Consider the following 25913-nt stretch of genomic DNA (forward strand, 5'->3'; position numbering starts at 1 on the left):
CATCCGCTGTCCATCGCGGGCGCCAGGCTAGCCGCCGGTCGGGAGCAGGGCGGCGGCCGGGACGGACAGGACGCCACCGGCCCAGGACAGGCCGCGCAGGTCGCGGACGACGACGTCGGCCCCGGTGCCGAGGGCCCGCTCCCCCACGCCGACGACCCGCGCGCCGGCCGCCCGGCCGGCGGCGATGCCGGCGGGGCTGTCCTCGAACACCACGGTGTCCTCCGGGGGCACGCCGAGCAGGCGGGCGCCGAGGCGGTAGCCCTCGGGGTCGGGCTTGCCGGTGCGCACGTCGCGGGCGGTGACCAGGGTGCGGGGCAGCGGCAGCCCCGCGGCGGTCAGCCGGGCGGTGGCGAGGTCGGCGGTGCCGGAGGTGACCACGCCCCACACGTCCGCGGGCAGGCCGGCCAGGAGGTCGGCGGCGCCGGGGACGGCGGCCACGGTGGCGGCGTCCTCGAGCTCGTACCGGTCGATGAGCGCCGTCGCGGCGGCCCGCCCGGGCCCGGGCACCAGGTCGGCGACGGTGTCGGCCGACCGCCGGCCGTGTACGACGGCGAGCACGTCGGCGGGCACCAGGCCGTGCTCGCTGGCCCAGCGCGACCAGGAGGAGGTGACGGCGGCGTCGGAGTCGACCAGGACGCCGTCGTTGTCGAACAGCAGGGCCCGGGCGGGCAGCTCCGGGCTCAGGCCCACAGCTGGCCCTCGAGGGCCGAGGTGGCCTCCTCGAGGGTGCCGGCGTAGGCGCCGGTGGACAGGTACTTCCAGCCGCCGTCGCAGACGATGAACACGATGTCGGCGCGGCGGCCGGCGGCGACCTCGCGGTCGGCGACGCCGAGTGCCGCGTGCAGGATCGCCCCGGTCGAGATGCCGGCGAAGATGCCCTCGCGCTCGACCAGCTGCCGGGTGCGGTGGACGGCGTCCTCGGGGCCCACGGAGAACCGCGAGTCCAGCAGCGACGGGTCGTAGAGCTCGGGGATGAACCCCTCGTCGATGTTGCGCAGGCCGTAGACCAGCTCGCCGTAGCGCGGCTCGGCGGCGATCACCTGGACGCCGGGCTTGTGCTCGCGGAAGTAGCGCGAGCAGCCCATGAGCGTGCCGGTGGTGCCCAGGCCCGCGACGAAGTGGGTGATCGACGGCAGGTCCGCGAGGATCTCCGGGGCGGTGCCGGTGTAGTGCGCCTCGGCGTTGGCCGGGTTACCGTACTGGTAGAGCATCACCCAGTCGTCGTGCTCGGCGGCCATCTCCTTGGCCATCGCGACCGCCTGGTTGGACCCGCCGGCCGCCGGCGAGCTGACGATCTGCGCGCCGTACATCTCCAGCAGCTGGCGCCGCTCGACGGAGGTGTTCTCCGGCATGACGCAGATCAGCCGGTAACCGCGCTGCCGGGCCACCATCGCCAGCGAGATGCCGGTGTTGCCGCTGGTCGGCTCGAGGATGGTGGCGCCCGGCTGCAGCGTCCCGTCCTTCTCCGCCGCCTCGATCATCGAGATCGCGGCACGGTCCTTGATCGACCCGGTCGGGTTGTGGTCCTCGAGCTTGGCCCACAGCCGCACGTCCGGCGTCGGCGACAGGTTCGGCAGCCCCACCAGCGGGGTGCCGCCGAGGGAGTCGACGAGGGAGTTGAAGCGGGCCATGCGGGAGCTCTTCCGGGTGAGGGGACGGGACGGCGGGGCGGGAGGCCTCAGCAGCCGCCGGCGACCGCCGGGAGGATGGTGACCGAGTCGCCGTCCTTGACCGCGGTGTCGAGGGCGCCGGTGAAGCGCACGTCCTCGTCGTTGACGTAGACGTTGACGAAGCGGTGCAGCTTGCCCTCCTCGGTCACCAGGCGGCCCTTGAGGCCGGGGTGCTTGGCGTCGAGGTCGTCGACGAGCGCGCCGAGGGTGTCCCCGCTGCCCTCGACGGTCTTGTTGCCGCCGGTGTGGGTGCGCAGGATGGTCGGGATCCGGACCTCGATGGCCATGGCGTGCGGTTCTCCTCGGGAGGGTGGGGACGTGCGGGAGCGCTCGGCGTGAGCGCGTGTCGGTGCGGGCAACGCCCGCTCGCCGCGGGTCATTCCGCGGCCGGCCCGTCCAGGGCCCCGCCCCGGGCTCGCGAGGGGTGGGGAGGACGGGGTCCTCGGTCAGTCGTAGACGACGGTGGTCGGCGAGTGGCCGAACAGGTAGGACTCGACGACCTCGACGTCCTCCTCGCTCACCTCGCCGTCGACGATCCGGAAGCTGCGGAACTCGACGTCGTCCCCGGCCAGGCCGGTCTCCCGGCCGTGGTGGCGGGTGGAGACGAGCACGTAGTGCGCGTTGGGCTCGGACGCGTAGCTAACGTCGGTGCGCGAGGGGTACGCCTCGGTGGCGGTGTGGGAGTGGTAGATCACCACCGGCTCCTCGTCCCGGTCGTCCATCTCCCGGTACAGGCGCAGCAGGTCGGCCGAGTCGAACTCGTAGAACGTCGGCGACCGGGCGGCGTTGAGCATCGGGATGAACCGCTCGGGACGGTCGCTGCCCTCGGGCCCGGCGACGACGCCACAGGCCTCGTCCGGGTGGTCCTCCCGGGCGTGGGCCACGATGGCGTCGTAGGTCGCGCGGTCGATGCGCAGCACACCGCCAGTCTAGGCGGCGCCCGGGAGCGGCACCGCGGGCACCGGGCGACGCTCGCCCGACCGGGGCAGGTCACCCGCTCGTCACCGACCGGATACGGTGCGGACCCGTGGTGCTCGACCTGATCATGGCGGCCGGCGTGGTCGTCGTCGCGCTGCCGTCGCTGTGGCTCGGCATCCGGGGGCTGACCCTGCGCAGCGGGCACTACAGCAGCGACGTCGCCGCCGACCGCCTGTCGCTGGCGCTGCTCGTCGCGCTGCGGGTGCTGGTGCTCCTGCTGGTGCTGGCCCTGTCGGTGGTCACGCTCGTCTCCACCGTCGGGGCGGCCGTCCGCGAGCTGGAGCTGCCCAGCCTGGTGCTGGTCTTCTTCGTGCTGGACCTGCTGCTGGCGGCGCTGGTGCTGCTCACCTTCGGGCGTCGCGCCCGGCGGCGACCGCGTCGACGAGCGACCCCTGCAGCCCGGTGAGCCAGTAGTAGACGGCCAGCTGCTGGCCCTCCTCGCCGGCCGGGTCCTCGGGCGGCTCGGTCTCCTCGGTGACCCCGATCCGCTCACCCAGGGCCAGCCGCAGGTCGTTCGTGGTGCGCAGCCACGCGCCGGCCTGGTCCCGGTCCAGCCGCACCTCACCGCCGTCGGCGGGGAGGGTGGCCCGGACGGCGGCCAGGTCGTCGGTCTTGCCCGCGCGCAGCGCCGACTCGGTCAGCTCGCGGTAGTCGGCGGCGAGCTCCGGGTCGGTGCGGTGCCCGGCCGGCAGCAGCCGCGCGACCACCGGGTCGCCGTCGACGTCCTCGGGGTCGGCGCCCAGCAGCTGCTCGAGCTGGTCGAGCAGCAGCCCGAGGACGCCGGCCTCGGCCGGCTCGAGCCGCGCGACGACGTCGGCCCCCTTGCGGCGGAACGGCCTCATGCGTCCTGCTGGTAGGTGGCCCACAGGCCGTAGGCGTGCAGCCGGCTGGTGTCGTGCTCCATCCGCTCGCGCGGGCCGGAGCTGACCACCGCCTTGCCGTCGTTGTGCACCTGCAGCATGAGCGTGGTCGCCGTCGGCTCGTCGTAGCCGAACAGCTCCCGCAGCACGTGGGTCACGTAGGTCATGAGGTTCACCGGGTCGTTCCAGACGATGGTGACCCAGGGCCGGTCGAGGTCGGCGGTCTCCTCGACCGTGGGTTCGGGCGTCCGTGTCGGCGCGAGTGGTCCGGCCACCCGACCACTCTAGGACGGTCGCTCCCCCGGTCCCCCGGGTGCGGTCGCGGCGGTCGACCTAGGGTCGGGATCATGCCGACGGGTACCGCCCTGCTCACCGACCGGTACGAGCTGACGATGGTCGCCGCCGCCCTGGCCGACGGCACCGCCGACCGCGACTGCGTCTTCGAGGTCTTCGCCCGGCGCCTCCCGCACGGCCGCCGCTACGGCGTGGTCGCCGGCACCGGCCGGCTCCTGGAGCTGCTGCCCGCCTTCCGCTTCGGCGACGAGGAGCTGGCCACCCTCCGCGAGCAGGGCCTGACCGACGCGCGGCTGCTGGACTGGCTGGCCGACTTCCGCTTCTCCGGCGACGTCGACGGCTACGCCGAGGGCGAGCTGTTCTTCCCCGGCTCCCCGGTGCTCACCGTGCGCGCGCCCTTCGCCGAGGGCGTGCTGCTGGAGACCCTGGTCCTCTCGGTGCTCAACCACGACAGCGCAATCGCCTCGGCCGCGGCCCGCATGGTCGGGGCGGCCTGCGAGCGGCCGTGCATCGAGATGGGCTCGCGGCGCACCCACGAGCAGGCCGCGGTCGCCGCGGCGCGGGCGGCGTACCTGGTCGGCTTCACCGCCAGCTCCAACCTGGAGGCCGGCCGCCGGTACGGGGTGCCGACGACGGGGACCAGCGCGCACGCGTTCACCCTCCTGCACGACGACGAGGCCGCCGCCTTCCGCGCGCAGGTCGACACGCTCGGCGTCGGCACCACGCTGCTGGTGGACACCTACGACGTCGTCCAGGGCATCAGGACGGCGGTCGAGGTGGCCGGGCCGGAGCTCGGCGCCATCCGGCTGGACTCCGGCGACCTGCCGACGCTGGCCACCGCCGCCCGCCGCCAGCTCGACGACCTGGGCGCCACGAAGACCCGGATCATCGTCACCAGCGACCTCGACGAGTACGCGATCGCCGGGCTCATGGCCGCGCCGGTCGACGGCTACGGCGTCGGCACCTCGCTGGTCACCGGGTCGGGCGCGCCGACCGCCGGGATGGTCTACAAGCTGGTCGAGCGCGACGGCGTCCCGGTGGCCAAGCGCTCCGAGGGCAAGAACTCCACCGGGGGCCGCAAGACCGCCGTCCGCCGGCACGACGCCGACGGGACGGCGACCGCCGAGGTGGTCAGCAGCGGGCGGGTCGAGCCGCGCGACGGCGACCGGCGGCTGCTGGTGGAGCTGGTCCGCGGCGGCGAGGTGGTGACGCCGTCGTCGCCGGCCGACGCGCTCGAGGCGGCGGCCGCGCACCACCGCCGGGCGCGCGAGGCCCTGCCGCAGGAGGCATGGGCGCTCTCCCGCGGGGAACCCGCACTGGAGACGGTGACGGCGTGAACGGAGGTCCCGCGGTGACGCGCGCACTGCTGGTGGTGGACGTGCAGAACGACTTCTGCGAGGGCGGCAGCCTGGCGGTGGCCGGGGGTGCGGCGGTGGCGGCGGCGATCACCGAGCACGTGCGGTCCGCCGACTACGCGTACGTGGTCGCCACGCGCGACCACCACGTCGACCCGGGCGACCACTTCCACGAGGAGCCCGACTACCTGGAGACCTGGCCGGCGCACTGCGTCGCCGGCACGAGCGGGCTCGAGCTGCACCCGTCGCTGGACCGCGGGCCGCTCGACGCCGTCTTCGACAAGGGCCACTACGCGGCGGCCTACTCCGGCTTCGAGGGGCGGGCCGACGGCGTGCCGCTGGCGGACTGGCTGCGCGAGCGGGGCGTGGACGCCGTCGACGTCGTCGGCATCGCGACCGACCACTGCGTGCGGGCCACCGCCCTCGACGCCGTCGCGGCGGGCTTCGCGACCCGCGTGCTGCTCGACCTCACCGCGGGGGTGTCCGAGGCGTCGACCGAGGCGGCGCTGGACCAGCTGCGCACCGCCGGCGTGGAGCTGGAGGGCACGGTCACCCGCCCCTGAAGCGAGCCGCCCCGCGCAGGACGGCGGACCGACCGCGGGGCCGGAGGCTTCCGGTCGGGACGTCGTGGCAGGGCTCAGCGCAGCAGGGGTACGGCTCGTGGCCGCGGTGCCGTCCGGCAGGACGGCAGATCACACGGTGTCACAGTCACACGGTGTCACAGCGCGTCCATCACCTCGTCCCTCGTGAAGCCGAGGACCTGCAGGACGGCGTCGAGGTAGGGCTGGTTGAGCGCGGTGTGCGCCTGCTCGCGCACCACGGGCTTGGCGTTGAACGCGATGCCGAGCCCGGCGGCGTTGAGCATGTCGAGGTCGTTGGCGCCGTCGCCGACCGCGACCGTCTGCTCCAGCGGGATGCCGTGCTCGGCGGCGAAGCGGGCCAGCGCGCGGGCCTTGCCCGCCCGGTCGACGATCTCGCCCACCAGGCCGCCGGTGAGCCTCCCGTCGGCGACCTCGAGGGTGTTGGCCGCGGCGAAGTCGAGGCCGAGCGCGGCGGCCAGCGGGTCGGTGATCTGGCTGAAGCCGCCGCTGACGATGCCGCAGCGGAACCCGAGCCGCTGCAGCGTGCGGATGAGCGTGCGGGCGCCGGGGGTGAGCTCCAGGTGCTCGCGCACCTCGTCGAGGACCTCGACCGGCAGGCCCGCCAGCGTGGCCACCCGGGCCCGCAGCGACTCGGCGAAGTCCAGCTCCCCGTTCATGGCCGCCGCGGTGATCCGGGCGACCTCGGCCGCCCGCCCGGCGCGGGCGGCCAGCTCGTCGATGACCTCGCCGCGCACCAGCGTGGAGTCGACGTCGAGGACGATCAGCCGCTTGCTGCGCCGGGCGAGCCCGACCTGCTCGACGGCGATGTCGGCGCCGGTGGCGGCGGCGACGGCGGCCAGCGCGGTGCGCAGCTCGGTGGCCCCGGCCCCGGAGACGGTGAGCTCCAGGGACGTGACCGGGTGGTCCGACAGCCGCCGGATCGCGTCGATGTTGCCGCCGACGCCCGCGATGGCGGTGGCCGCGCCGGCGACCGCGGACGGCGGTACGGGCCGGCCGAGCAGGATCACGTGGTGGGGGCGCCCGGTGGGTGTGGTGCCGGCACCGCGACCGGAGGCGGTCTCCACCTCGACCCGGACCCCGGTGGCGCGGGCGACCTCGGTGGCCAGCCGGCCCAGGCAGGCGAGGAAGCCGGCCTCGTCCACCGCGCCGTCGGCCGGCCGGGCGCCGATGACCACCCCGAGGACCAGCTGGCCGTGCACGACGACCTGCTCGACGTCGACGACCTCGACCGGCGGGAGCCCCTCGTCGCCGGAGGCGAGGGCCCCGAACAGCCGGGCGGTCACGCCGGGCCGGTCGGCGCCGGTGACCGTCAGGACCGCGCGGGGCCCGTCGGGGGCGGCCTGCGGACGCGTGCGGGGTGCGGGGTCGAGCGGCACGGCGGCCATGGTGCCGCACTCCCCCGGCGGCTCCGGGCGGTGGTCCCGCGGACGAGGCGACGCCCCGCCGGCCGGAGCCGACGGGGCGTCGTCGTGACGTGCGATCGCGTGGGGCCGGGCCCCGGGGATCAGAACGGGTCGGGGTCGTTGGGACCCTGACGCGGGCCGGTGCCCTCGGCCAGCTCGCTGACACCGGCGTAGGGCTGGTGCCGCTTGCCGACGTGCGCCTCGGCGTGCAGCCGCTCGACCAGATGCGGGTAGTGCGCCTCGAACGCCGGACGCTCCGACCGGATCCGCGGGATCTCGGTGAAGTTGTGCCGCGGCGGCGGCGAGGAGGTGGCCCACTCGAGCGAGTTGCCGTGGCCCCACGGGTCGTCGCGCAGCGCGAGGCGGCCGTACTTCCACGACTTCACCACGTTGTACAGCCACGGGATGGTCGAGGCGCCCAGGACGAACGACCCGATCGTGGAGATCACGTGCAGGGTGGTGAACCCGTCGGTGGGCAGGTAGTCGACGTACCGGCGCGGCATGCCCTCGGTGCCCAGCCAGTGCTGGACCAGGAACGTCGCGTGGAAGCCGATGAACACCAGCCAGAAGTGCAGCTTGCCCAGCCGCTCGTCCATCATCCGGCCCGACATCTTCGGGAACCAGAAGTAGATGCCGGCGTAGGCGGCGAACACCACGGTGCCGAAGACGACGTAGTGGAAGTGGGCGACGACGAAGTAGCTGTCGTTGACGTGCCAGTCCAGCGGCGGGCTGGCCAGCAGCACGCCGGTCAGGCCACCCAGGAGGAAGGTCACCAGGAAGCCGATGGAGAACAGCATCGGCGTCTCGAACGTCAGCTGGCCGCGCCACATGGTGCCGATCCAGTTGAAGAACTTGATGCCGGTCGGCACGGCGATGAGGTAGGTCAGGAACGCGAAGAACGGCAGCAGGACCGCGCCGGTCGCGTACATGTGGTGCGCCCACACCGTGAGCGACAGGCCACCGATGAGCAGCGTCGCGCCGACCATGCCCTTGTAGCCGAACAGCGGCTTGCGGGCGAACACCGGGATGATCTCGGTGATGATGCCGAAGAACGGCAGCGCGATGATGTAGACCTCGGGGTGGCCGAAGAACCAGAACAGGTGCTGCCACAGCATCGGGCCGCCGTTCTCGTCCGAGTAGACGAGCGCGCCGAGGTTGCGGTCGGCCAGCATGCCGAAGATCGCCGCGGTGAGGATCGGGAAGGCCAGCAGCACCAGCAGGCTGGTGACCAGCGTGTTCCAGGTGAAGATCGGCATCCGGAACATCGTCATGCCCGGCGCCCGCAGGCAGGCGATCGTGGCGGTGAAGTTGACCGCGCCGAGGATCGTGCCGAGACCGCTGACCGCCAGGCCCGAGAACCACAGGTTGGCGCCGGGGCCCGGGGAGTGCACGGCGTCGGACAGCGGGGCGTAGGCGTACCAGCCGAAGTCGGCCGCGCCGCTGGGCGTGAAGAAGCCCGAGACCGCGATGAGGCTGCCGAAGAAGAACAGCCAGAACGAGAAGGCGTTCAGTCGCGGGAAGGCGACGTCCGGCGAGCCGATCTGCAGCGGCATGATGAGGTTCGAGAACGCGAAGAACAGCGGCGTCGCGAACATCAGCAGCATGATCGTGCCGTGCATCGTGACGAGCTGGTTGTACTGCTCGGGCGACAGGAATTGCAGCCCGGGCTGGCCCAGCTCACCGCGGATCAGCATGGCCATGAAGCCACCCACGATGAACCAGGCGAACGAGGTGGCCATGTACATCAGGCCGATGGTCTTGTGGTCCGTGGTCCGCAGCAGGTTCGAGAGCCGCGCACCCCGCTGGACCTCGCGAGCCGGGCTGGGCCGGCTCACGATCGGTGCAGGCGCGATCGTCACGAGCGCAGCTTAGACCGAGGGCGACGGGCCCGTCGGGCCCGTCCGGGCGGGCGCGCCGGTGACGGCGCCCCCCTCTCGGGTGACGACCAGGTCACGTCATGATCAAGACGCGTTTCCGCCCTGCTCACCAGGGGAACAGCACCGTCCGAGCCTGGAGATCCCAGCGCCTCGGCCACCCGGCCATCCCCTCAGGAGGTCCCCCGTGGAGCTTCTCTGGAACATCATCGTGCTGATCGTGGTCGGCGCCATCGCCGGCTTCATCGCGCGGGCCGTCGTCCCCGGCAAGCAGTCCATGAGCGTCGGGATGACGATCGTCCTCGGCATCATCGGTTCCTTCGTCGGCAACCTGCTCGGGAGCCTGATCAGCGGCAACGGCTTCGAGATCGGCGCCGCCGGCATCATCGGCTCGATCATCGGCGCGATCATCGTGCTGCTGGTCTACGTCTTCGCCACCCGCGGACGCAGCCGCACCCGCATCTGACCGACGCAGGGCTCCCGGCGCCCCGGGGGCCACGAGAGCCCTGCGCCCGGTCGCCCAGGAGGGGCCCGGCCGTCACGGCCGGGCCCCTCCTGCGTCCGCGGGCAGCGCCCAGGTCGTGACGTCGACGGCGAGGGTGACCCGCACCCGCGGCGGCAGGGCGGCGACCGCGGCGGCCAGCCGCTGCGGCGCCAGGTGCCGGGCGTGCGGCCCCATCCCCACGACGGTGGTCACGGTGCGGTGGTCGAGCTCCAGCTCCTCCCGGTGCCGCACGCGGCCGGCCGGCACGAGGTGCGGCTCCAGGGCCGCGGACAGCCGGGCCTCCTTCTCCGGGTCCACCCGCAGCAGCCCCAGCGGGCCGACCAGCTCGGCCAGGTGCTCCGGCGCCGGCGTGGCGACCACCAGCCGGCCGCCCGGGCGCAGCACCCGCGCGGTCTCCGGCCCGTTGCGCGGCGCGAAGACCACCATCACCCGGTCGACGGCGGCGTCGCGGACCGGCAGCCGGGCCCAGGTGTCGGCGACGACGGCGAGCGCCCGCGGCGAGGCGCCGGCCGCGCGGCGGGCCGCGTACCGCGAGGCGTCGAGCACCACGCCGACCGCGCCGGGCAGCGCGTCCAGCACGCCCGCCAGGTGGTGCCCGGTCCCCCCGCCGAGGTCGAGGACGGCGTCCACCGGCCCCTCCCCCGCGGCGAGCGCGCCGGCCAGGACCCGGGTGAGCCCGGCGTAGGTCCCGGCGGAGAGCACCTCCGCCCGGTCGGCGACCATCGCGGCGGTGTCCCCGGTCGGCGGCGCGTGGCCCGGTGGCAGCAGCGTCACGTGGCCCTGCCGGGCCCGGTCGAAGGAGTGGCCGGCCGGGCAGCGCAGGCCGGCGTCGCCGGGGAGCGCGGCCAGCTCCGCGCCGCAGACGGGACAGGCCAGCACGGCCACCGCCCGCGGCGGCCAGGGGCGCCACCGGCTCACGGCACACCGACCGCGACCGGCGGGGGCGCCGGCTCGGCCGTCCGGGCGGGCACGACGGCGACCGCGGCCGCGGCGGCGACCGCACCGAGCGCGAACGCCGCCGGGTAGCCGGGTCCGCCGTCGGCGAGCAGCGCCGCCAGCGGGACGGTCAGCGCGGCCGCCAGGTTCTGCGCGGTGTTGTGCGCGCCCAGCGCGCGCCCGGCCCAGGCGCTGCCGGCCTGCTCGGCCACCGAGGTGAACGCCACCCCGTTCGGGCTCACCGTGGCGACCGCCGCCAGCGCCACCGCCGCCGCGGCGACCCCCGGGCCGAGGAGGCCCGGCGTCAGGGCCGCGACGACGGCGAGCACCCCGACGACGACGGCCACCGCGCCCGCGACCTGCCGCAGCGGCCCGAGCCGGCTGCCCACCCGGTCCGACCAGCTGCCCGCGCCGAGGCGTGCGGCGACCCCGCCGGCCTGCGCGACCGCCAGCAGCGTCCCGGCGCCGGCCGCGCTCCAGCCGGCGCCGCGCACCAGCCAGTCGAAGGCCAGCCCGGCGACGGCGAACTGCGGCACGACGAGCAGGGTGCTGGCCGCGTGCACCCGCCACAGGACCGGGCCGCGGTAGGGCGAGGCCGGCCGCGGGGCGCCGGCGGTGCGCGGCGGCCGGGCCGGGTCGCGGACGAGCAGGCCGACGAGGACGGCGGTGACCGCGCAGCCGGCGGCGAGGAAGGCGAAGGCGCCGCCGGGGCCGTCGGCGGCCAGCCGCGGCAGCGTCAGCGCGGCGAGGCCCACGCCCAGCGGCTGCCCGGCCTGCCGGACGCCCATCGCCAGCCCGCGCTGCTCCGGGGGGAACCAGCCCAGCACCAGCCGGCCGCTGGCCGCGTGCACCGACGCGCTGCCCGCCCCGGCCAGCAGCAGCCACAGGCCGGTAGGCACGGCGGCGTCGGCCAGCGCGGCGCCGGTCAGCGCGACGGCGGCGACCGCGAGCCCGGCGGAGAGCACCAGCCGCTCGCCGTACCGGTCGGCCAGCACGCCCCAGAGCAGCAGCGCGCACACCAGGCCGGCGGTGGGCGCGGCGACCAGCAGGCCGGCCTGCGGCAGCGAGAGCCCCTCCTCCCGCAGCGCCAGCGTGAGGAAGGGCATCCCGTTCTGCGCCGCGCAGGCGGCGACCAGCCCGGTCAGGCCGACGGCCAGGTGACGCCAGCGGGCGGCGGGAGGGGACGCCGGTGGGGAGGCCGTCACCGGGCGACCGGGTGGAAGACCACCTCGGTGAGCGCCCCGCCGTCGGCGACCGCGGTGACGAAGGTGCCGTGCGGCTGCCGGCGCCGGTCGGTGGGCGAGCCGGGGTTGACCAGCCGCAGTCCCGTGTCCGCGGTGGTGTCCCACGGGATGTGGCTGTGCCCGAAGAACAGGACGTCGGTGTCGGGGAAGCGCGCGGCGCAGCGGCGCTCGCGGCCCTTGGCGTCGCCGGTCTCGTGGACGACGGCGACCCGCAGCCCGCCCACCTCGGCGCGCGCCACCTCCGGCAGCCGCTCGCGCAGGGCCCCGTGGTCGTTGTTGCCGTACACCGCGAGCAGGGCCCGGGCGCGGGACTCGAGGGCGTCGAGCAGGGCGACGTCGACCCAGTCGCCGGCGTGCACGACGAGGTCCGCGGCCTCGATCGCGGCCCAGAGGGAGCGGGGCAGGTCACGGGCCCGCTTCGGGAGGTGCGTGTCGGCGGTCACCACCAGCGAGACGGACACGGCCCCATGGTGGCAGGGCGCCGGGTCGCCGCCCCGGGGGCCGACCCGTTCCGCGCCGGGGCCGCGGACGGTGCCGCGTTCAGGACCCGGAGCGGGCGGCGAGCTGCCTGAGCCGGGCGTTGTAGGCCTCGAGCTCGGCGTCGTCGGTGCGCCGGGCGGTGCGGTCGATCCGGCGGCCGCGGCGCTCCTCGGAGCCCATCCAGCTGAACAGGACGACGACGAGGACGAGCACCGTCGGCAGCTCGCCGAAGGACCACGCGATGCTGCCCGCGGCGTTCTGGTCGGCGAGCGGGTCGACGCCCCAGCCGGCGGGCGGGTCGGCGAAGGTCCGCACCACCAGCGACGTCGACATCATGATCGCGACGCCGAAGAAGGCGTGCAGCGGCATGGGGATCAGCAGCTCGAGCATCCGGCCGGCGTGACCCACCTGCCGGGGCCACGGGTCCTGGGCGAGGATCGGCCCGAAGAACAGCAGCCCGGTCACGGTGAAGTGGGCGAGCATGAACTGGTGCCCGAACGGGTCGCCCATCAGCGCGTCAAAGACGGGCGTGAAGTAGACGCCGTAGAGGCTGACCAGGAACAGGGGCAGCGTGAACAGCGGGTGCGAGAGGAAGCGCGCGACCCGGCTGTGCAGGGCGTCGAGCAGCAGCGCCCGCGGGACGCCGGCCACTCCCCTCCCCCGCGGCAGCGACCGCAGCGCCAGCGTCACCGGCCGGCCGAGCAGCAGGAGCAGCGGCGCGACCATCGACAGCACCATGTGCTGGGCCATGTGCACGCTGAACAGCACCATGCCGTAGCCGTTCAGCCAGGTCCCGGTGACGGCGAACAGCGACAGGCAGCCGGCCACCCAGGACGCCGTGCGCCACCACGGCCAGGCCACGCCCGAGCGGCGCAGCCGGACCAGGCCGACCAGGTAGGCCAGCACGCCGAGCAGGGCGAGGACCGGCAGCACCGACCACGCGTCCAGGTGGGGCAGGAAGACCCGTCCCCACGTGGGTGGCTCGTCGGGCACCCACATGCCCGAGTGGTGCCCGTGCTCCACCTGTACCTCCGGTCCGTCGGTCGTGCGCTTCCCACTGTCCCACCGGCGCCCCCACCAGGGGCGGCCTCCTAGTCGTGGACGGGGGCCTCGTGGCCGGCGTGCGCCTCGGCCTCGATCTGGAAGGTGCAGTGCGGGACGTCGAAGTGGTCACCGAGGCAGGCGCACAGCGCGTCGAGGACCCGGCCGCCGTGCCCGGCGGCCAGCGCCGCGTCGGTGACGACGACGTGCGCGGACAGCACCGGCAGGCCGGAGGTGATCGTCCAGGCGTGCAGGTCGTGGACGCCGATGACGCCGGGCACCCCGAGGACGTGCGCGCGGACCCGGTCGAGGTCGACGTCGCGGGGCGCGGCCTCGAGCAGGACGTCGAGGGACTCGCGCAGCAGCGCCCACGCCCGCGGCAGCACCAGGCAGCCGATGAGCAGCGCGGCGACGGTGTCGGCCGGCGTCCACCCGGTGAGCGCGACGACGCCGGCCGCGACGAGGACGGCCACCGACCCCAGCGCGTCGCCGAGCACCTCCAGGTGCGCACCGCGGACGGCGAGCGACCCCCGCCGGCCGCGGTGCAGCAGCGCCAGCCCGGCGAGGTTGGCGGCCAGGCCCCCGGCGGCCACGGCGAGGACGACGCCGGAGGTGATCTCGGGTGGGTCGCCGATCCGCCGCACCGCCTCGACGAGGACGAACACCGCGACGCCGGCGAGCAGCAGCCCGTTGGCCACCGCGGCGAGGATCTCCACCCGCTGCCAGCCGAAGGTGCGCCGCCCGCGGGCCGGGCGCTGGGCCAGCGTCACGGCCCCGAGGGCCAGGCCCACGCCGAGCGCGTCGGTGGCCATGTGCCCGGCGTCGGCGAGCAGCGCCAGCGAGCCGGAGACCAGCGCCCCGACCACCTCGGCGACGAGGACGGCGAGGGTGAGCCCGAGGACGACGGCCAGCCGCCCGCGCGAGGCCGCCGCGACGGTGGCGTGCCCGTGCGCGTGCGCGTGCCCGTGCCCGGCTCCCATCGGCCCACCTCCCCCTCCAGTGTCCTCCGACGGCACGCGCCCCCTGCCCGGACCTGCCGGGAGGGGGCGCGTGTCGTGCCGGCCCCGCTGCACGGGGCCCGCCCCGGGCCTGCGAGGGGCGGGGCGGCGGGGTCCTCGCGTCTAGATGGCGACGCCGCGGTCCCGCAGCCACGGGATCGGGTCGATCCGCTCGCCGTCGATGCCGCCGACGTGCACCTCGAAGTGCAGGTGCGGGCCGGTCGACTGGCCGCGGTTGCCCAGCAGCGCGATGGTGTCGCCGGCGCGGACCACCTGGCCGGGCTGCACGAGGATCTCCTCCATGTGCCCGTAGACGGTGACGTCACCGTTCTCGTGCTGGACGTACACCGCCAGGCCGAAGCCGCTGGCGGGGCCCGCCTCGAGGACGACGCCGTCGGCGGCCGCGTACTCCGGCGTGCCGATGGGCGCGGCGAGGTCGATGCCGGCGTGCAGCGTGCCCCAGCGCGCGCCGAAGCCGCTGGTGAGCCGCGCGCCGTCGACCGGCAGCACGGTCCTGGGCCGGGCGGCCTCGGCGGCCGCGGCCGCGGCGGCCTCCTGGGCGGCGCGGTCGGCGTCGGCCTGGACCTGCGCCGCGGCGGCCTCCTCGGCCTCGCGGGCGTTGCGGCTGGCGGTGACCGCGCCGAGCAGGGTGGCGTCCGAGCGCAGGGTCGCGGCCTCGGCGGCCGCGGGCAGGTCCTGGTCGGCGATGCCGAGCTCCTCGGCCACGCTCACCGAGTGGCTGACCGCCTCCGGGCCGTCGGCCTGGGCGACGCGGTCGCCCACGGAGAAGGAGCCGACCCCGACCGCGCCGACCAGCGCGGCGGCGAGGTAGAAGGCGGGCCGGCGGCGCGGCAGCCGCAGCAGACGGGCCATCGCCCGGTGCCGGCCGTGGCCGGCGACGACGGTGACCGGGACCCGCTCCCCACCGGCGCCGGCGCCCTCGGGCCCGTCGGCGCCGGTGTCGTCGGCGCCGGCGGCCGCGACGGCGGCCAGCGCCTGGGCGCCGGCGGCCTCGGCCAGCTCGGCGGCGTCGGCGACGGCGAGGACCTCGGCGGGCTCGGCGGCGGCGGGAGCCTGCGCGGGCCCGGTCCCGGCGACGACGGTGCGGACCTCGAGGCCGGCCACCGCGGGGGCGGGCGTCGCGGCGGCGGTCTCCTCGGGCGAGGTCCGCGGCGACGGCGTGGGCCGGGGGCCGGGACGGCGGGCGGGGCGGGACTCGGATCGGGACTCGGTGCGGTCCCCGCCCGGCGACGTCTTCCCCTGACGTCGGTACGGGGTGGGCCGCGGGGCCGTCGTCGCGGCGTCGGCGGGTCGCCGGTCGGGCGACGCTGCCACTGCCTGCCGGAGGGGGGTGCCGGCCGCGGGCTGCGCGGCCGTCCCTCCGTCGAGGAGGCGGTCCGGGTGGAGCTCGGTCATGCACCTGACTTCCGTCGGGGACAGGGACGTCGTGCCGTGCCCGGGGGAGCGGGCGGGGCCCATGTAAACACGCCGTGACCGTTACGTGATCTGCGGACCTGGGTACGGAGGGCCGGATGTGTGGCGCGGGCCACGGAGCTGCACCGTTGTCATTCGACGCTGCGTAGAACTGATGTGACGGACAGTGATGAACACGCCGGTTGAGCGTTGAACGAGGGGCGATCAGGCCCACACCGGGCAGAAGGCCCTGGACAGGCGTGATCGACAGCGCTCCCTGCGGACGACCCGAGGAGAGGATCTCGTGCGCGCAGTGACCTGGCACGGACGTGCCGACGTACAGGTGGACACCGTCCCCGACCCCACGCTGCAGGAGGACACCGACGTCCTCGTCGAGATCACCTCGAGCGGCATCTGCGGGTCCGACCTGCACCTGATCGAGGTGATGGCGCCGTTCATGACCAAGGGCGACGTCATGGGCCACGAGCCGATGGGGGTCGTCCGCGAGGTCGGCTCCGCGGTGACCGCGGTGAAGCCCGGCGACCGCGTCGTCGTCCCGTTCAACGTCTCCTGCGGGACCTGCTGGATGTGCTCGCAGGGCCTGCAGTCGCAGTGCGAGGCCACCCAGAACCGCGACCAGGGCTTCGGCGCCTCGCTGTTCGGCTACACCAAGCTCTACGGGCAGGTGCCCGGCGGCCAGGCCGAGTACCTGCGGGTCCCGTTCGGCAACACGCTGCCGATCAAGGTCCCGGACGGCCCGCCGGACGACCGGTTCGTCTACCTCTCCGACGTCCTGCCCACCGCCTGGCAGGCGGTGCAGTACGCCGCGACGCCGCCCGGCGGCACGCTGCTGGTGCTGGGTCTGGGGCCGATCGGCGACATGTGCACCCGGATCGCCCACCACCTGGGCATCGAGGACGTGTACGCCTCCGACGTCGTGCCCGAGCGGCTCGAGCGGGCCACCGCCCGCGGCACGCACGTGATCCGCTCCACGAAGAAGGACGACGTCGTCCAGCAGATCCAGGACGCGACCGCCGGCCGCGGCGCCGACGCGGTGATCGACGCCGTGGGCATGGAGGCGCACGGTTCCCCGCTGGCGCAGATCGCGCAGAAGGCGACCGCGGTCGTCCCGGACGCGATCATGGAGAAGGTCATGCAGGTCGCCGGGATCGACCGGCTGGCCGCGCTGAACACCGCCATCGACGCGGTCCGCCGCGGCGGCACCATCTCGCTGTCCGGCGTCTACGGCGGCGCCACCGACCCGCTGCCCCTGATGCGGATGTTCGACAAGCAGATCCAGCTGCGGATGGGCCAGGCGAACGTGTGGCGCTGGGTGCCCGACATCCTGCCGCTGCTGGTCGACGGCGACCCGCTCGGCGTCGACGACTTCGCCACCCACCGGGTGCCGCTGGAGCAGGCGCCGCAGGCCTACGCCGACTTCCGCGAGAAGAAGGACGGCGCGGTCAAGGTGCTGCTGCAGCCCTGACCCGGGTGTGAGCACACCCACCGGCCGCGCGGGGCATGTCCTGCGCGGCCGGTGCCTTGCCCCTCTGTAGTACCCGCCTCTCTGCGGTACCCGCCTCCCTGTAGTACCCGCCCCGCAGGGCCAGCACGGACGACGACGTCCGCACGCTCCCCCTCCCGCCGTCGTCCCCTGGAGTCCTCCCGTGCCCCGCGGTCTGCTCGCGCTCGCCATCGGCGCCTTCGGCATCGGCACCACCGAGTTCGTCGTGATGGGCATGCTGCCCGAGATCGCGGACGGCCTCGGCGTCTCGGTGTCCGCCGTCGGCCTGCTCATCTCCGCCTACGCCGTCGGCGTCGTCCTCGGCGCGCCGACGCTCACCGCGCTCGGCGTGCGGTTCTCCCCGCGCCAGACGTTGGTCGCGCTGATGGTCGTGTTCGTCGTCGGCAACGCGCTGTCGGCGGTGGCGCCCACCTACGAGACCCTGGCCGCGGCACGGGTGCTGACCGCGCTGGCGCACGGGTCGTTCTTCGGCGTGGGTGCGGTGGCCGCGCGGCGGCTGGTCGCGCCGGAGCGGGCCACGCAGGCGATCTCGCTCATGATGGTCGGGCTGACGCTGGCCAACGTCGTCGGCGTCCCGCTCGGCACGTTCGTCGCCCAGCAGCTGAGCTGGCGGCTGGTGCTCGCCGCGATCGCCGTCATCGGGCTGGTCACGATCGCCGGGCTGCTGGCCTGGCTGCCCGCCGGCACCGGGGAGCGCGGGGACCTGCGGGCCGAGCTGGCCGCCTTCCGCCGCCCCCAGGTGTGGCTGGTGCTCGTGCTGACGATGGTGGGCTTCGCCGCGCTGTTCTCCGTCTACAGCTACGTCAGCCCGATCCTCACCGACCTGGCCGGCCTGCCCGAGGGCTGGGTGACGCCGGTGCTGGCGCTGTTCGGCGTCGGCACCACCGTCGGGACGCTGGCCGGCGGCCGCCTCGGGGACCGGTTCGGCTGGACGTTCGTGGTCGCCGGGCTGCTGGCCACCGCGCTGCTGCTGGCCGCCTTCGCCTTCCTCGCCCGCACCCCCGCGGCCGCCGTCGTCGTGCTGGTCCTGTTCGGCGCGGTCGCCTTCGCGATGGGTCCGGTCGTGCAGAACGGCGTGATCGTGGCCGCGCGGGTGTCCGGCGGCAGCCTGGTGTCGGCGGCCAACCAGGCGGCGTTCAACGTGGCCAACGCGGTCGGCGCGGCCCTGGGCGCGCTGGTCATCTCCCTGGGCCTGGGCTACACCGCGCCGATGTGGGTGGGCGCGGCCCTCGCGCTCCTGGGCAGCGGCCTGGCGCTGGTCGCCCGGCGGGCCGACCGACGCGAGACCGCCCGGGTGAGCGCCGACGTCGGCCGCTGGCACGCGGAGGTCGGCAGCCGGCTGGCGGCCTGACGGGTTCCCCCGGACTCCCCGGGTAGGAGGCGGGCATGACGACCACGACGGCCGAGAGGTCGGGACAGTTTCCGCTCGGGGACCGCACGGTCAACCGCATCGGCTACGGCGCGATGCAGCTGGCCGGCCCGCAGGTGATGGGCCCGCCGGCCGACCGGGAGGCCGCCGTCGCCGTCCTGCGCCGGGCGGTGGAGCTGGGCGTGGACCACGTCGACACCAGCGACTACTACGGCCCGCACGTGACCAACGAGCTCATCCGCGAGGCGCTGCACCCCTATCCCGAGCAGCTCACGATCGTCACCAAGGTCGGCGCCCGCCGGACGCCGGACGGCGCGTGGCCCGAGGCGCTCTCCCCCGACGAGCTGACGCAGGCCGTGCACGACAACCTCGACCACCTCGGCGTCGACGTGCTCGACGTGGTGAACCTGCGCATGCCCGGCCACGCCCCGGCGGAGCGCTCGCTGGCCGAGCCGTTCGAGACGCTGGCCGAGCTCCAGCAGCAGGGGCTCATCCGGCACCTCGGCGTCTCCCACGTGACGACGCAGCAGTTCGCCGAGGCGCGGTCGATCGCGCCGGTGGTGTGCGTGCAGAACCACTACAACCTCGTGCACCGCGACGACGACCCGCTGCTCGACGCGCTGGCCCGCGAGGGCGTCGCCTACGTGCCCTACTTCCCGCTCGGCGGGTTCACGCCCCTGCAGTCCGCGGCGCTGGAGACGGTGGCGCGGCGGCTGGAGACCACGCCGATGCAGGTGGCGCTGGCGTGGCTGCTGGCCCGCTCCCCCAACGTCCTGCTGATCCCGGGGACGTCGTCGGTGGCGCACCTCGAGGAGAACCTGCAGGCGGGCGCGCGGGTCCTGGGGCCGCTGGAGATGGAGGAGCTCGACCGCATCGGCGGCACCGGCGAGCCCGACGTCGACCTCTGAGTCACCTGCCCCAGGCCGCGAGCTGGTCGACCGCGGCCTCGAGCACCGCGCGCGTGGCGGCGGTGTCGCGGTCGACCAGCCAGGTCGTCGTCGCGCCGTCGACGACGGTGACCAGCAGCCGGGCCAGCTCCGGCACCGGCCGCCGCCAGGTGGCGCCCGTCGCGGCGGCGGCCTCCTCCAGCAGGCGGGTCGCCGCCGCGGTGTAGGCGCGGTACTGCGCGGCGGCCACCGGCCGCAGCGCCGGGTCGCGGACCGCGTGCAGCGTGAGCTCGAGCATCAGCGCCTCGGCGCCGGGCTCGCGCTCGAGGTGGTCGAGGTAGCCGGCGGCGGCCGCGCGCAGGCAGCCGGCCAGGCCCGCGGCCGGGTCCAGCCCCGCGGTGGCGGCGGCCAGCTCGCGGCCGACCACGCGGGTGACCAGCTCGCGCAGGAGCTCGTCGCGCGAGGAGAAGGCGTAGTGGAAGGCGGCCAGCGGCATCCCGGCCTCGGCGACGACCGCGCGGGTGGTGCCGGCGGCCAGGCCGTCCCGGGCCATCACCCGCAGGGCCGCCTCCACCAGGGCCGCGCGCCGCTGCCCGGCCGGCAGCCGGGGCACCTCAGGCCTGCCCGGCGGGCTGCCCGGCCGGACCGAGGACCCGGGCGAGGTGGGCGTTGGTGAACACCCCGGCGGGGTCCAGCCGCGCGCGCAGCGCGGCGAACTCGCCGAACCGCGGGTAGCGCTGCTCCAGCGCCGCGGCGTCGAGGCCGTGCTCCTTGCCCCAGTGCGGGCGCCCGCCGGCGGCCAGCGCGATCGCCTCGAACGCGGCGGAGTACCCGCCCGGCTCGCTGCGGGCGGGCACGTGGACGGCGACGTAGGCGGTGTCGCGGCCGTACGCCGTCGACAGCGGGACGTCGTCGGCGGCGGCGACGCGCACCTCGACCGGGAACGGCACCCGGTGCGGCCCGGCGTCGACCACCCGCCGCAGCTCCTCCAGCACGGCCGGGGCCGCCTCCCGCGGGAGGGCGTACTCCGTCTCCCGGAACCGCACCCGCCGGCGGGAGACGAAGACCCGGTGCGCGACGTCGGTGTACGTGCGGGCGCCCAGCGCCCCGGCGGAGAACCGCGCCAGGGTCGGCACCAGCGCGGGCACCCGGCGGCCGGCGGCGACGACGGCGGCGAGGCCGGCGTTGGCGAGCACCTCGTCGTCCCAGAACGCGCGCGCCCGGCCCCGCGGCGCGAGCTCGGTGAGGGGCACCCGGGTGTTGCGCAGGGTCCGGCACCGGTCGGTGTGCGGGAACCAGTAGAACTCGACGTGGTCGGTCGAGGACGTGAAGCCGGCGAAGTCGGCCAGCAGGTCCGGCAGCGCGGCGGTGTCCTCCTCGGCGCGCAGCGCGAACGCCGGCACCGCCTGCAGCGTCACGGTGCTCAGCACGCCGAGGGCACCGAGGCCGACCCGCGCGGCGGAGAGGACGTCGGGGTTCTCGTCCGGCGCGCAGCGCAGCACCGTCCCGTCGGCGGTGACCAGTTCCAGCGCGCGGACCTGCGTGGCCAGCCCGCCGAACCGGGCGCCGGTGCCGTGGGTGCCGGTGGAGATCGCGCCGGCGACGGTCTGCCGGTCGACGTCGCCGAGGTTGGTCAGGGCCCAGCCGCGCGCGGCCAGCTCCGCGTTGAGCCGGTGCAGCGGCATGCCGGCCTGCACGGTGACCAGCCCGGCGTCGTCGACGCCGACCAGCGCGGCGTGCCGGTCCAGCGCCAGCGCGACGTCCTCCGGGCGGCCGATGCCGGTGAACGAGTGGCCGCTGCCCAGGGCGGTGACCCGGCGGCCCGCGTCGGCAGCGCTCCGGACCGCGGCGGCGATCTCCCCGGTGCCCGCCGGGTGCACGACGGTCACGCCGTCCGCCCGCTGGTTGCCGGCCCAGTTGCGCCAGGTGCCCACGCCGCCTCCTCCGTCGTGCGCGGCAGCGTCCCGTGCCCGCCGGACTCGGTCAAGCGACTGGGACGCTTGACCCACTCGGCGGACCGCGAGGATGCTGCCGCGCCATGACCTCCCCGGCCGCAGCCCGGGCCCGGCTGGACCGGGCGACCGCGGACCTCGACCCGCCGCTGGCCGTCCTGGACCTCGACGCGCTGGACGCCAACGCCGCCGACCTGGTCCGCCGCGCCGCCGGGCGTCCGGTCCGGGTGGCGAGCAAGTCGGTGCGCAGCCGGGCGGTGCTGCGGCGGGTGCTGGCCCGGCCGGGCTTCGCCGGCGTGCTCGCGTACACGCTGGCCGAGGCGCTCTGGCTGGCCGGCGGTGACGACCCGGTGTCCGACGACGTCGTCGTCGCCTACCCCTCGGTGGACCGCGCGGCGCTGCGCGCGCTGGTGGCCGACCCCGCGCTCGCCGCGCGGGTGACGCTGATGGCCGACTCCCCCGACCACCTCGACGCCGTCGACGCGGTGGCGCCGGCCGGGTCGCGGCCGCCGGTGCGGATCTGCCTGGACCTCGACGCGTCGCTGCGGGCCGGGCGGCTGCACGTGGGGGTGCGCCGGTCGCCGGTGCACGACCCCGGGGCCGCCGCGGCGCTGGCCCGGGCGGTGTGCGACCGGCCCGGCTTCGCCCTGGTCGGGCTCATGGCCTACGAGGCCCAGGTCGCGGGCGTGCCGGACGCGCCGCCCGGGCGCCCGCTGCGCGGCCTGGCGGTGCGCGGGGTGCAGGCGCTGTCGGTGCGGGAGCTGACCGGACGCCGCGCCGCCGCGGTGGCCGCCGTCTCCGCCGTGGCGCCGCTGGCGTTCGTCAACGGCGGCGGCACCGGGAGCCTGGAACGGACCGCGGCCGACCCGTCGGTCACCGAGGTCGCCGCGGGCTCGGGGCTGTACCAGCCGACGCTGTTCGACGGGTACCGCGCCTTCCGCGGCCGGCCGGCGCTGCTGTTCGCGCTGCCGGTCACCCGCCGCCCCGCGCGCGGGACTGTGACCGTCGCGGGCGGCGGGTGGATCGCCTCCGGGCCACCCGGCGCCGACCGGCTGCCGCGCCCGGTGCACCCGCCGCGGCTGCGGGTGCTCGGCACCGAGGGCGCCGGGGAGGTGCAGACGCCGCTGCGCGGCCCGGACGCCGACGGGCTCGCCGTCGGCGACCGCGTCTGGTTCCGGCACGCCAAGGCCGGCGAGGTGTGCGAGCACGTCGAGGTCCTGCACACGCTGGCCGGGGACCGGCTGGCCGGCGCCGTCCCCACCTACCGCGGCGAGGGCCGGTCCTTCGGCTGAGCCCCGACTCGCTCGCTCGGCGTGATCACCGGGTGCGTGCACGCGACACGGCGGGACGCGCCGGCCGGCCGTGCACACCTCCGGTGATCGCCGGAGCCGAGCCGTTCAGTCGGCGTCGTTGGCGAGCAGGGCGCGGGCCTCGGCGGCCTCGTCCTCGGTGAGCCCGCCCGAGCCGTCCGGGTGGTCGACCTGGGTGTCGATCCAGCGCCGGTGCGCCTCCCACGCCGACTGCCGGGTGGCGCCCAGCGCCCGGCCGATCTGCGCCCACGACGCACCGGTCGCCCGCGCCGTCCGGACGGTGAGCTGGCGCCCCTGGGCCGCCCGCCGGGCGACGACCTCGCCCAGCGCCAGGAGCTCCAGCGCCTCCTCACGGGTCAGCGGCCGCGGTCCGGCCGGGTCGTCGGGGTCGGCCAGCGAGTCGCGCGTGCGCAACTCGTCGTAGCGGCGGACGGCGCTGGCGAGGGTGTGCCGCCGTTCGAGGTCGTCGAGGTCCATGACCCATCCTCCGTCAGGACGGCCTGACAGGCACGAGCCCCTGCCCCGGTCCGCGCCCTCGGGACGGGTGGTGCTCCTGCGGCGGCCGGGGTGCCTCCGGGCGGTTCGGGTCACTCGTGGGCGTGGTCCGGCCGAAGAACGACACGGTCTCGATCCGATTCCGCCCAGCCCCCGCGAGGAGCCGTTCCGTGTCCCACCCCCCGCAGGCGCCGTACCAGCAGCCCTACGCTCCGGTCCAGCCGCCGTACGTCCCCCAGCAGAAGGGCGCCGGCCTGGCCGTGGCGTCGATGGTCCTGGGGATCATCGCGCTGCTGCTGAGCTGGGTGCCGATCATCAACAACGTCGCCGCCGTGGTGGCCGTCGTCGGCCTGGCGCTGGGCATCCCCGCGCTGCTGCGCGCCCGGCGCGGCACCCACCGCGGCAAGGGGCTGGCCGTCACCGGCCTCGTCACCTCGCTGGTGGCCATCGCCGTGGTGATCGCGACGCAGGCCTTCTACGCCAGCGTCATCGACGAGGTCGCCGACAGCCTCGACGAGGAGCTCAGCAGCGCCGTCCCGTCGGACGGCGCCCTGCCCGACGGCGGGACGGCGGGGCTGGTCGAGCCCGCTCCCGAGGAGGCCCCGGCCGCCGACGTCGTGCCGCTCGGCGTCCCGGCCCAGGTCGGCGACTACCAGGTCACCGTGGACGCGGTCGAGCTCGACGCCGACGCGTCCGTGCAGGCCGCCAACGACTTCAACGAGCCGGCCACCGGCCAGTACGTGCTCGCCCAGCTGAGCGTGACCTACACCGGCGAGACGGAGGGCATGCCCGGCTTCGACCTGACCGCCGTCTTCCACGGGTCCGACGCCCGGCAGTACAGCGACGCCGAGTGCACGGCGGTCCTGGCCGACGACGCGATGGACGCCCCGACCCTCAACCCGGGCGGGTCGGACACCTTCCAGTTCTGCATGGACGTGCCGCCGGCCGCCGTCGCCGGCGGGCAGCTGTCGGTCGAGCCCACCATGAGCTTCGACTCCGACGACCGCGTCTTCTACGCCCTGCCGTAGTCCCCGCTCCCCCGCCACCGGCCGGACCCCCCACGACGGGGGTCCGGCCGGTGTCGTTCAGCGGGCGCGGGCGACCCGCGTCTCGTCGAACACCGGCTCGTCCGACTCGTACACCCGGCCGTCGGAGCCGAAGACGAGGAACCGGTCGAAGGAGCGGGCGAACCAGCGGTCGTGGGTCACCGCGAGCACGGTGCCGTCGAACGCGGCCAGCGCCTCCTCCAGCGCCTCGGCGGACAGGACGTCGAGGTTGTCGGTGGGCTCGTCGAGCAGCAGCAGCGTGGCGCCGGACAGCTCGAGCATCAGCACCTGCAGCCGCGCCTGCTGCCCGCCGGACATGGTCCGGAACGGCTGGTCGGCGGAGTCGGTGAGCCCGTAGCGGCGCAGCACCGCCATCGCCCGCCCGCGGTCGACGCCCGGCCGGCCGGGCTCGCCGTGCCACAGCAGGTCCACCGGCGTCCGGTCCTGCCAGTCGGGGTGCGCGTGCGTCTGGGCGAAGGAGCCGGGGACGACGCGCGCCCCGAGCCGCCAGGACCCGGTGTGGGCGACGTCCTGGCCGGCCAGCAGCCGCAGGAAGTGGGACTTGCCCGCGCCGTTGGCCCCGAGGACGCCGACCCGGTCGCCGTACCAGACCTCCAGGTCGAACGGCTGCATGAGCCCGGTCAGCTCCAGCTGCTCGGCCACGACCGCCCGCACGCCGGTGCGCCCGCCGCGCAGCCGCATTGTCACCCGCTGCTGCGGTGGCCGGTCCGGCGGCGGCCCGGCCGCCTCGAACCTCGCCAGCCGGGTCTGCATCGCCCGGTACCGCGAGGCCATGTCCGGGGAGTTGGCCGCCTGCTGCTGCAGCGTGCGGACCAGGTCGACGAGGCGCTCGTGCTCCTCCTCCCAGCGGCGGCGCAGCTCGGCCATCCGCTCGTGCCGCGCCTCGCGGGCCTCGGGATAGGACGACCACCCGCCGCCGTGCACCCACGCCGTCCCGCCCTCGACGGTGACCACCCGGTCGGCGACGGTGGCGAGCAGCTCGCGGTCGTGACTGACGAACAGCACCGTCTTGCGCGTCTCGAGCAGCCGCTGCTCCAGCCACCGCTTGCCGGGGACGTCGAGGTAGTTGTCCGGCTCGTCGAGCAGCAGCACCTGCTCGGGCCCGCGCAGCAGCGCCTCGAGGGCGAGCCGCTTCTGCTCGCCGCCGGACAGCGTGGACAGCTCGCGGTACTTGCACCGGTCGTAGGGGACGCCGAGCGCCGCGACGGTCACGGTGTCCCAGGTGACCTCGGCGTCGTAGCCGCCGGCGTCGCCCCACTGCGCGAGCGCGTCGGCGTAGGCGAGCTGCGCGGGCTCGTCGTCGGTCTCCATGAGGGTCAGCTCGGCGGCCTCGACGGCGTCCCAGGCGGCGCGCACCGCGGGCGCGGAGAGGTCGACGAGGAAGCGCTGGACGGTGGTGTCGTCGCGCACCGAGCCGATGAACTGCCGCATGACGCCGAGCCCGCCGCTGCGGGCGACGGCGCCGGCCTCGGGCACGAGGTCACCGGCGACGATCCGCAGCAGCGTCGTCTTGCCCGCGCCGTTCTCGCCGACCAGCGCCGCGCGGGCGCCCTCGCCGATCCGGAACGAGACGTCGTCCAGCAGCACCCGGCCGCCCGGCAGCGTGTGCCGGACCCCGCTCACGTCGACGTAGCCCACCCCGACATCGTCCGGGG

Annotated in this window: 27 protein-coding genes; 9 read left to right on the forward strand and 18 right to left on the reverse strand. The window is 75.7% G+C overall.

Going from position 1 to position 25913, the window contains the following annotated elements:
- Positions 1–27 precede the first annotated feature (27 nt).
- The 4 genes from ACI79Z_RS12710 to ACI79Z_RS12725 form a co-directional block, all read right to left on the reverse strand.
- Complete coding sequence (locus tag ACI79Z_RS12710) at positions 28–690, reverse strand: HAD-IA family hydrolase (RefSeq protein WP_456902833.1); 663 nt, start codon at positions 688–690, stop codon at positions 28–30.
- Entirely contained in the window at positions 681–1631 is a 951-nt protein-coding gene (locus ACI79Z_RS12715) for a PLP-dependent cysteine synthase family protein (protein ID WP_387985771.1), read from the reverse strand. Before ACI79Z_RS12715 ends, ACI79Z_RS12710 begins: the two co-directional genes overlap by 10 nt.
- Positions 1632–1678: 47 nt before the next feature.
- On the reverse strand, positions 1679–1957 hold the full coding sequence (locus tag ACI79Z_RS12720) for a ubiquitin-like small modifier protein 1 (RefSeq protein WP_387985774.1): 279 nt from the start codon (positions 1955–1957) through the stop codon (positions 1679–1681).
- Positions 1958–2116: 159 nt separating this feature from the next.
- Complete coding sequence (locus tag ACI79Z_RS12725) at positions 2117–2590, reverse strand: Mov34/MPN/PAD-1 family protein (RefSeq protein WP_456902834.1); 474 nt, start codon at positions 2588–2590, stop codon at positions 2117–2119.
- Between the two features lie 107 nt (positions 2591–2697).
- Here ACI79Z_RS12725 and ACI79Z_RS12730 point away from each other — a divergent pair, with 107 nt between their 5' ends.
- Positions 2698–3054 (forward strand): hypothetical protein, encoded by a 357-nt coding sequence (locus tag ACI79Z_RS12730; RefSeq protein WP_387985778.1) that lies wholly within the window; start codon positions 2698–2700, stop codon positions 3052–3054.
- Here the strand turns inward: ACI79Z_RS12730 and ACI79Z_RS12735 are convergent.
- Together ACI79Z_RS12735 and clpS are read right to left on the reverse strand one after the other, a co-directional pair.
- The gene (locus tag ACI79Z_RS12735; RefSeq protein WP_456902835.1) at positions 2993–3490 is read right to left on the reverse strand and encodes a DUF2017 family protein; all 498 of its coding nucleotides are present in this window, start codon (positions 3488–3490) and stop codon (positions 2993–2995) included. The two genes, ACI79Z_RS12730 and ACI79Z_RS12735, sit on opposite strands and share 62 nt — an antisense overlap.
- Positions 3487–3783, reverse strand: coding sequence for an ATP-dependent Clp protease adapter ClpS (gene clpS / locus ACI79Z_RS12740; protein ID WP_387985781.1), 297 nt, complete (start codon positions 3781–3783; stop codon positions 3487–3489). The genes ACI79Z_RS12735 and clpS overlap by 4 nt, the downstream gene beginning before the upstream one ends.
- Positions 3784–3855: 72 nt before the next feature.
- Here clpS and ACI79Z_RS12745 point away from each other — a divergent pair, with 72 nt between their 5' ends.
- Positions 3856–5139: a nicotinate phosphoribosyltransferase gene (locus ACI79Z_RS12745; RefSeq protein WP_456902836.1), complete on the forward strand. Its 1284-nt coding sequence runs from the start codon at positions 3856–3858 to the stop codon at positions 5137–5139.
- A gap of 14 nt (positions 5140–5153) precedes the next feature.
- Positions 5154–5720, forward strand: a complete 567-nt coding sequence (locus tag ACI79Z_RS12750; RefSeq protein ID WP_387985785.1) for an isochorismatase family protein — start codon at positions 5154–5156, stop codon at positions 5718–5720.
- Between the two features lie 155 nt (positions 5721–5875).
- On the opposite strand, the gene serB is transcribed toward ACI79Z_RS12750, so the two are convergent.
- Positions 5876–7135 (reverse strand): phosphoserine phosphatase SerB, encoded by a 1260-nt coding sequence (gene serB, locus ACI79Z_RS12755; protein ID WP_456902837.1) that lies wholly within the window; start codon positions 7133–7135, stop codon positions 5876–5878.
- A gap of 128 nt (positions 7136–7263) precedes the next feature.
- Positions 7264–9021, reverse strand: coding sequence for an aa3-type cytochrome oxidase subunit I (gene ctaD / locus ACI79Z_RS12760; RefSeq protein WP_387985789.1), 1758 nt, complete (start codon positions 9019–9021; stop codon positions 7264–7266).
- 202 nt (positions 9022–9223) lie between these two features.
- Between ctaD and ACI79Z_RS12765 the strand changes: the two genes are divergently transcribed.
- The gene (locus ACI79Z_RS12765) at positions 9224–9502 is read left to right on the forward strand and encodes a GlsB/YeaQ/YmgE family stress response membrane protein (RefSeq protein WP_387985792.1); all 279 of its coding nucleotides are present in this window, start codon (positions 9224–9226) and stop codon (positions 9500–9502) included.
- A 72-nt stretch (positions 9503–9574) separates the two neighbouring features.
- Here ACI79Z_RS12765 and ACI79Z_RS12770 read toward each other — a convergent pair whose 3' ends face one another.
- The 6 genes from ACI79Z_RS12770 to ACI79Z_RS12795 all read right to left on the reverse strand — a co-directional run bounded on the left by ACI79Z_RS12770 (position 9575) and on the right by ACI79Z_RS12795 (position 15365).
- Positions 9575–10426: a putative RNA methyltransferase gene (locus tag ACI79Z_RS12770; protein WP_456902878.1), complete on the reverse strand. Its 852-nt coding sequence runs from the start codon at positions 10424–10426 to the stop codon at positions 9575–9577.
- Between the two features lie 29 nt (positions 10427–10455).
- Positions 10456–11682 carry an MFS transporter gene (locus ACI79Z_RS12775; protein ID WP_456902838.1) on the reverse strand — a complete coding sequence of 409 codons (1227 nt, stop codon included), beginning with the start codon at positions 11680–11682 and terminating at the stop codon, positions 10456–10458.
- A complete protein-coding gene (locus ACI79Z_RS12780; RefSeq protein ID WP_387985797.1) occupies positions 11679–12182 on the reverse strand; it encodes a metallophosphoesterase family protein in 504 nt (167 codons plus the stop codon). The genes ACI79Z_RS12775 and ACI79Z_RS12780 overlap by 4 nt, the downstream gene beginning before the upstream one ends.
- A 79-nt stretch (positions 12183–12261) precedes the next feature.
- Positions 12262–13224 (reverse strand): cytochrome c oxidase assembly protein, encoded by a 963-nt coding sequence (locus tag ACI79Z_RS12785; protein ID WP_387985799.1) that lies wholly within the window; start codon positions 13222–13224, stop codon positions 12262–12264.
- Between the two features lie 68 nt (positions 13225–13292).
- On the reverse strand, positions 13293–14222 hold the full coding sequence (locus ACI79Z_RS12790; protein ID WP_456902839.1) for a cation diffusion facilitator family transporter: 930 nt from the start codon (positions 14220–14222) through the stop codon (positions 13293–13295).
- 141 nt (positions 14223–14363) lie between these two features.
- Positions 14364–15365, reverse strand: a complete 1002-nt coding sequence (locus tag ACI79Z_RS12795) for a M23 family metallopeptidase (RefSeq protein WP_456902840.1) — start codon at positions 15363–15365, stop codon at positions 14364–14366.
- A gap of 592 nt (positions 15366–15957) precedes the next feature.
- Here ACI79Z_RS12795 and ACI79Z_RS12800 point away from each other — a divergent pair.
- The 3 genes from ACI79Z_RS12800 (at position 15958) to ACI79Z_RS12810 (ending at position 19455) form a co-directional block, all read left to right on the forward strand.
- On the forward strand, positions 15958–17139 hold the full coding sequence (locus tag ACI79Z_RS12800; RefSeq protein ID WP_456902841.1) for an alcohol dehydrogenase catalytic domain-containing protein: 1182 nt from the start codon (positions 15958–15960) through the stop codon (positions 17137–17139).
- Positions 17140–17320: 181 nt separating this feature from the next.
- Positions 17321–18529, forward strand: coding sequence for an MFS transporter (locus ACI79Z_RS12805; protein WP_387985809.1), 1209 nt, complete (start codon positions 17321–17323; stop codon positions 18527–18529).
- A gap of 35 nt (positions 18530–18564) precedes the next feature.
- Positions 18565–19455, forward strand: a complete 891-nt coding sequence (locus ACI79Z_RS12810; RefSeq protein WP_387985812.1) for an aldo/keto reductase family oxidoreductase — start codon at positions 18565–18567, stop codon at positions 19453–19455.
- A 1-nt stretch (position 19456) separates the two neighbouring features.
- Here the strand turns inward: ACI79Z_RS12810 and ACI79Z_RS12815 are convergent, their stop codons facing one another.
- Together ACI79Z_RS12815 and ACI79Z_RS12820 are read right to left on the reverse strand one after the other, a co-directional pair.
- A complete protein-coding gene (locus ACI79Z_RS12815; RefSeq protein WP_456902842.1) occupies positions 19457–20047 on the reverse strand; it encodes a TetR/AcrR family transcriptional regulator in 591 nt (196 codons plus the stop codon).
- Position 20048: 1 nt separating this feature from the next.
- Positions 20049–21368, reverse strand: coding sequence for a D-arabinono-1,4-lactone oxidase (locus ACI79Z_RS12820; RefSeq protein ID WP_456902843.1), 1320 nt, complete (start codon positions 21366–21368; stop codon positions 20049–20051).
- Positions 21369–21472: 104 nt separating this feature from the next.
- On the opposite strand from ACI79Z_RS12820, the gene ACI79Z_RS12825 reads away from it, so the two are divergent.
- Positions 21473–22678, forward strand: a complete 1206-nt coding sequence (locus tag ACI79Z_RS12825) for an amino acid deaminase/aldolase (RefSeq protein ID WP_456902844.1) — start codon at positions 21473–21475, stop codon at positions 22676–22678.
- Positions 22679–22783: 105 nt separating this feature from the next.
- Here ACI79Z_RS12825 and ACI79Z_RS12830 read toward each other — a convergent pair whose 3' ends face one another.
- On the reverse strand, positions 22784–23173 hold the full coding sequence (locus tag ACI79Z_RS12830) for a hypothetical protein (protein ID WP_387985822.1): 390 nt from the start codon (positions 23171–23173) through the stop codon (positions 22784–22786).
- Positions 23174–23361: 188 nt separating this feature from the next.
- Here ACI79Z_RS12830 and ACI79Z_RS12835 point away from each other — a divergent pair, with 188 nt between their 5' ends.
- Positions 23362–24219 carry a DUF4190 domain-containing protein gene (locus ACI79Z_RS12835; protein WP_387985824.1) on the forward strand — a complete coding sequence of 286 codons (858 nt, stop codon included), beginning with the start codon at positions 23362–23364 and terminating at the stop codon, positions 24217–24219.
- A 57-nt stretch (positions 24220–24276) separates the two neighbouring features.
- On the opposite strand, the gene ACI79Z_RS12840 is transcribed toward ACI79Z_RS12835, so the two are convergent.
- On the reverse strand, positions 24277–25896 hold the full coding sequence (locus tag ACI79Z_RS12840) for an ABC-F family ATP-binding cassette domain-containing protein (protein WP_456902845.1): 1620 nt from the start codon (positions 25894–25896) through the stop codon (positions 24277–24279).
- Positions 25897–25913: the final 17 nt, after the last annotated feature.

The sequence above is a fragment of the Geodermatophilus sp. SYSU D00663 genome (assembly GCF_054050655.1).

Excerpts from the sequence above, each read along its gene's own strand:
- ACI79Z_RS12790 (WP_456902839.1), bottom strand. The coding sequence starts at position 14,222 with ATGGGAGCCGGGCACGGGCACGCGCACGCGCACGGGCACGCCACCGTC.
- ACI79Z_RS12745 (WP_456902836.1), top strand. The coding sequence starts at position 3,856 with ATGCCGACGGGTACCGCCCTGCTCACCGACCGGTACGAGCTGACGATG.
- ACI79Z_RS12735 (WP_456902835.1), bottom strand. The coding sequence starts at position 3,490 with ATGAGGCCGTTCCGCCGCAAGGGGGCCGACGTCGTCGCGCGGCTCGAG.
- ACI79Z_RS12720 (WP_387985774.1), bottom strand. The coding sequence starts at position 1,957 with ATGGCCATCGAGGTCCGGATCCCGACCATCCTGCGCACCCACACCGGC.
- ACI79Z_RS12810 (WP_387985812.1), top strand. The coding sequence starts at position 18,565 with ATGACGACCACGACGGCCGAGAGGTCGGGACAGTTTCCGCTCGGGGAC.
- ACI79Z_RS12830 (WP_387985822.1), bottom strand. The coding sequence starts at position 23,173 with ATGGACCTCGACGACCTCGAACGGCGGCACACCCTCGCCAGCGCCGTC.
- ACI79Z_RS12825 (WP_456902844.1), top strand. The coding sequence starts at position 21,473 with ATGACCTCCCCGGCCGCAGCCCGGGCCCGGCTGGACCGGGCGACCGCG.
- ACI79Z_RS12715 (WP_387985771.1), bottom strand. The coding sequence starts at position 1,631 with ATGGCCCGCTTCAACTCCCTCGTCGACTCCCTCGGCGGCACCCCGCTG.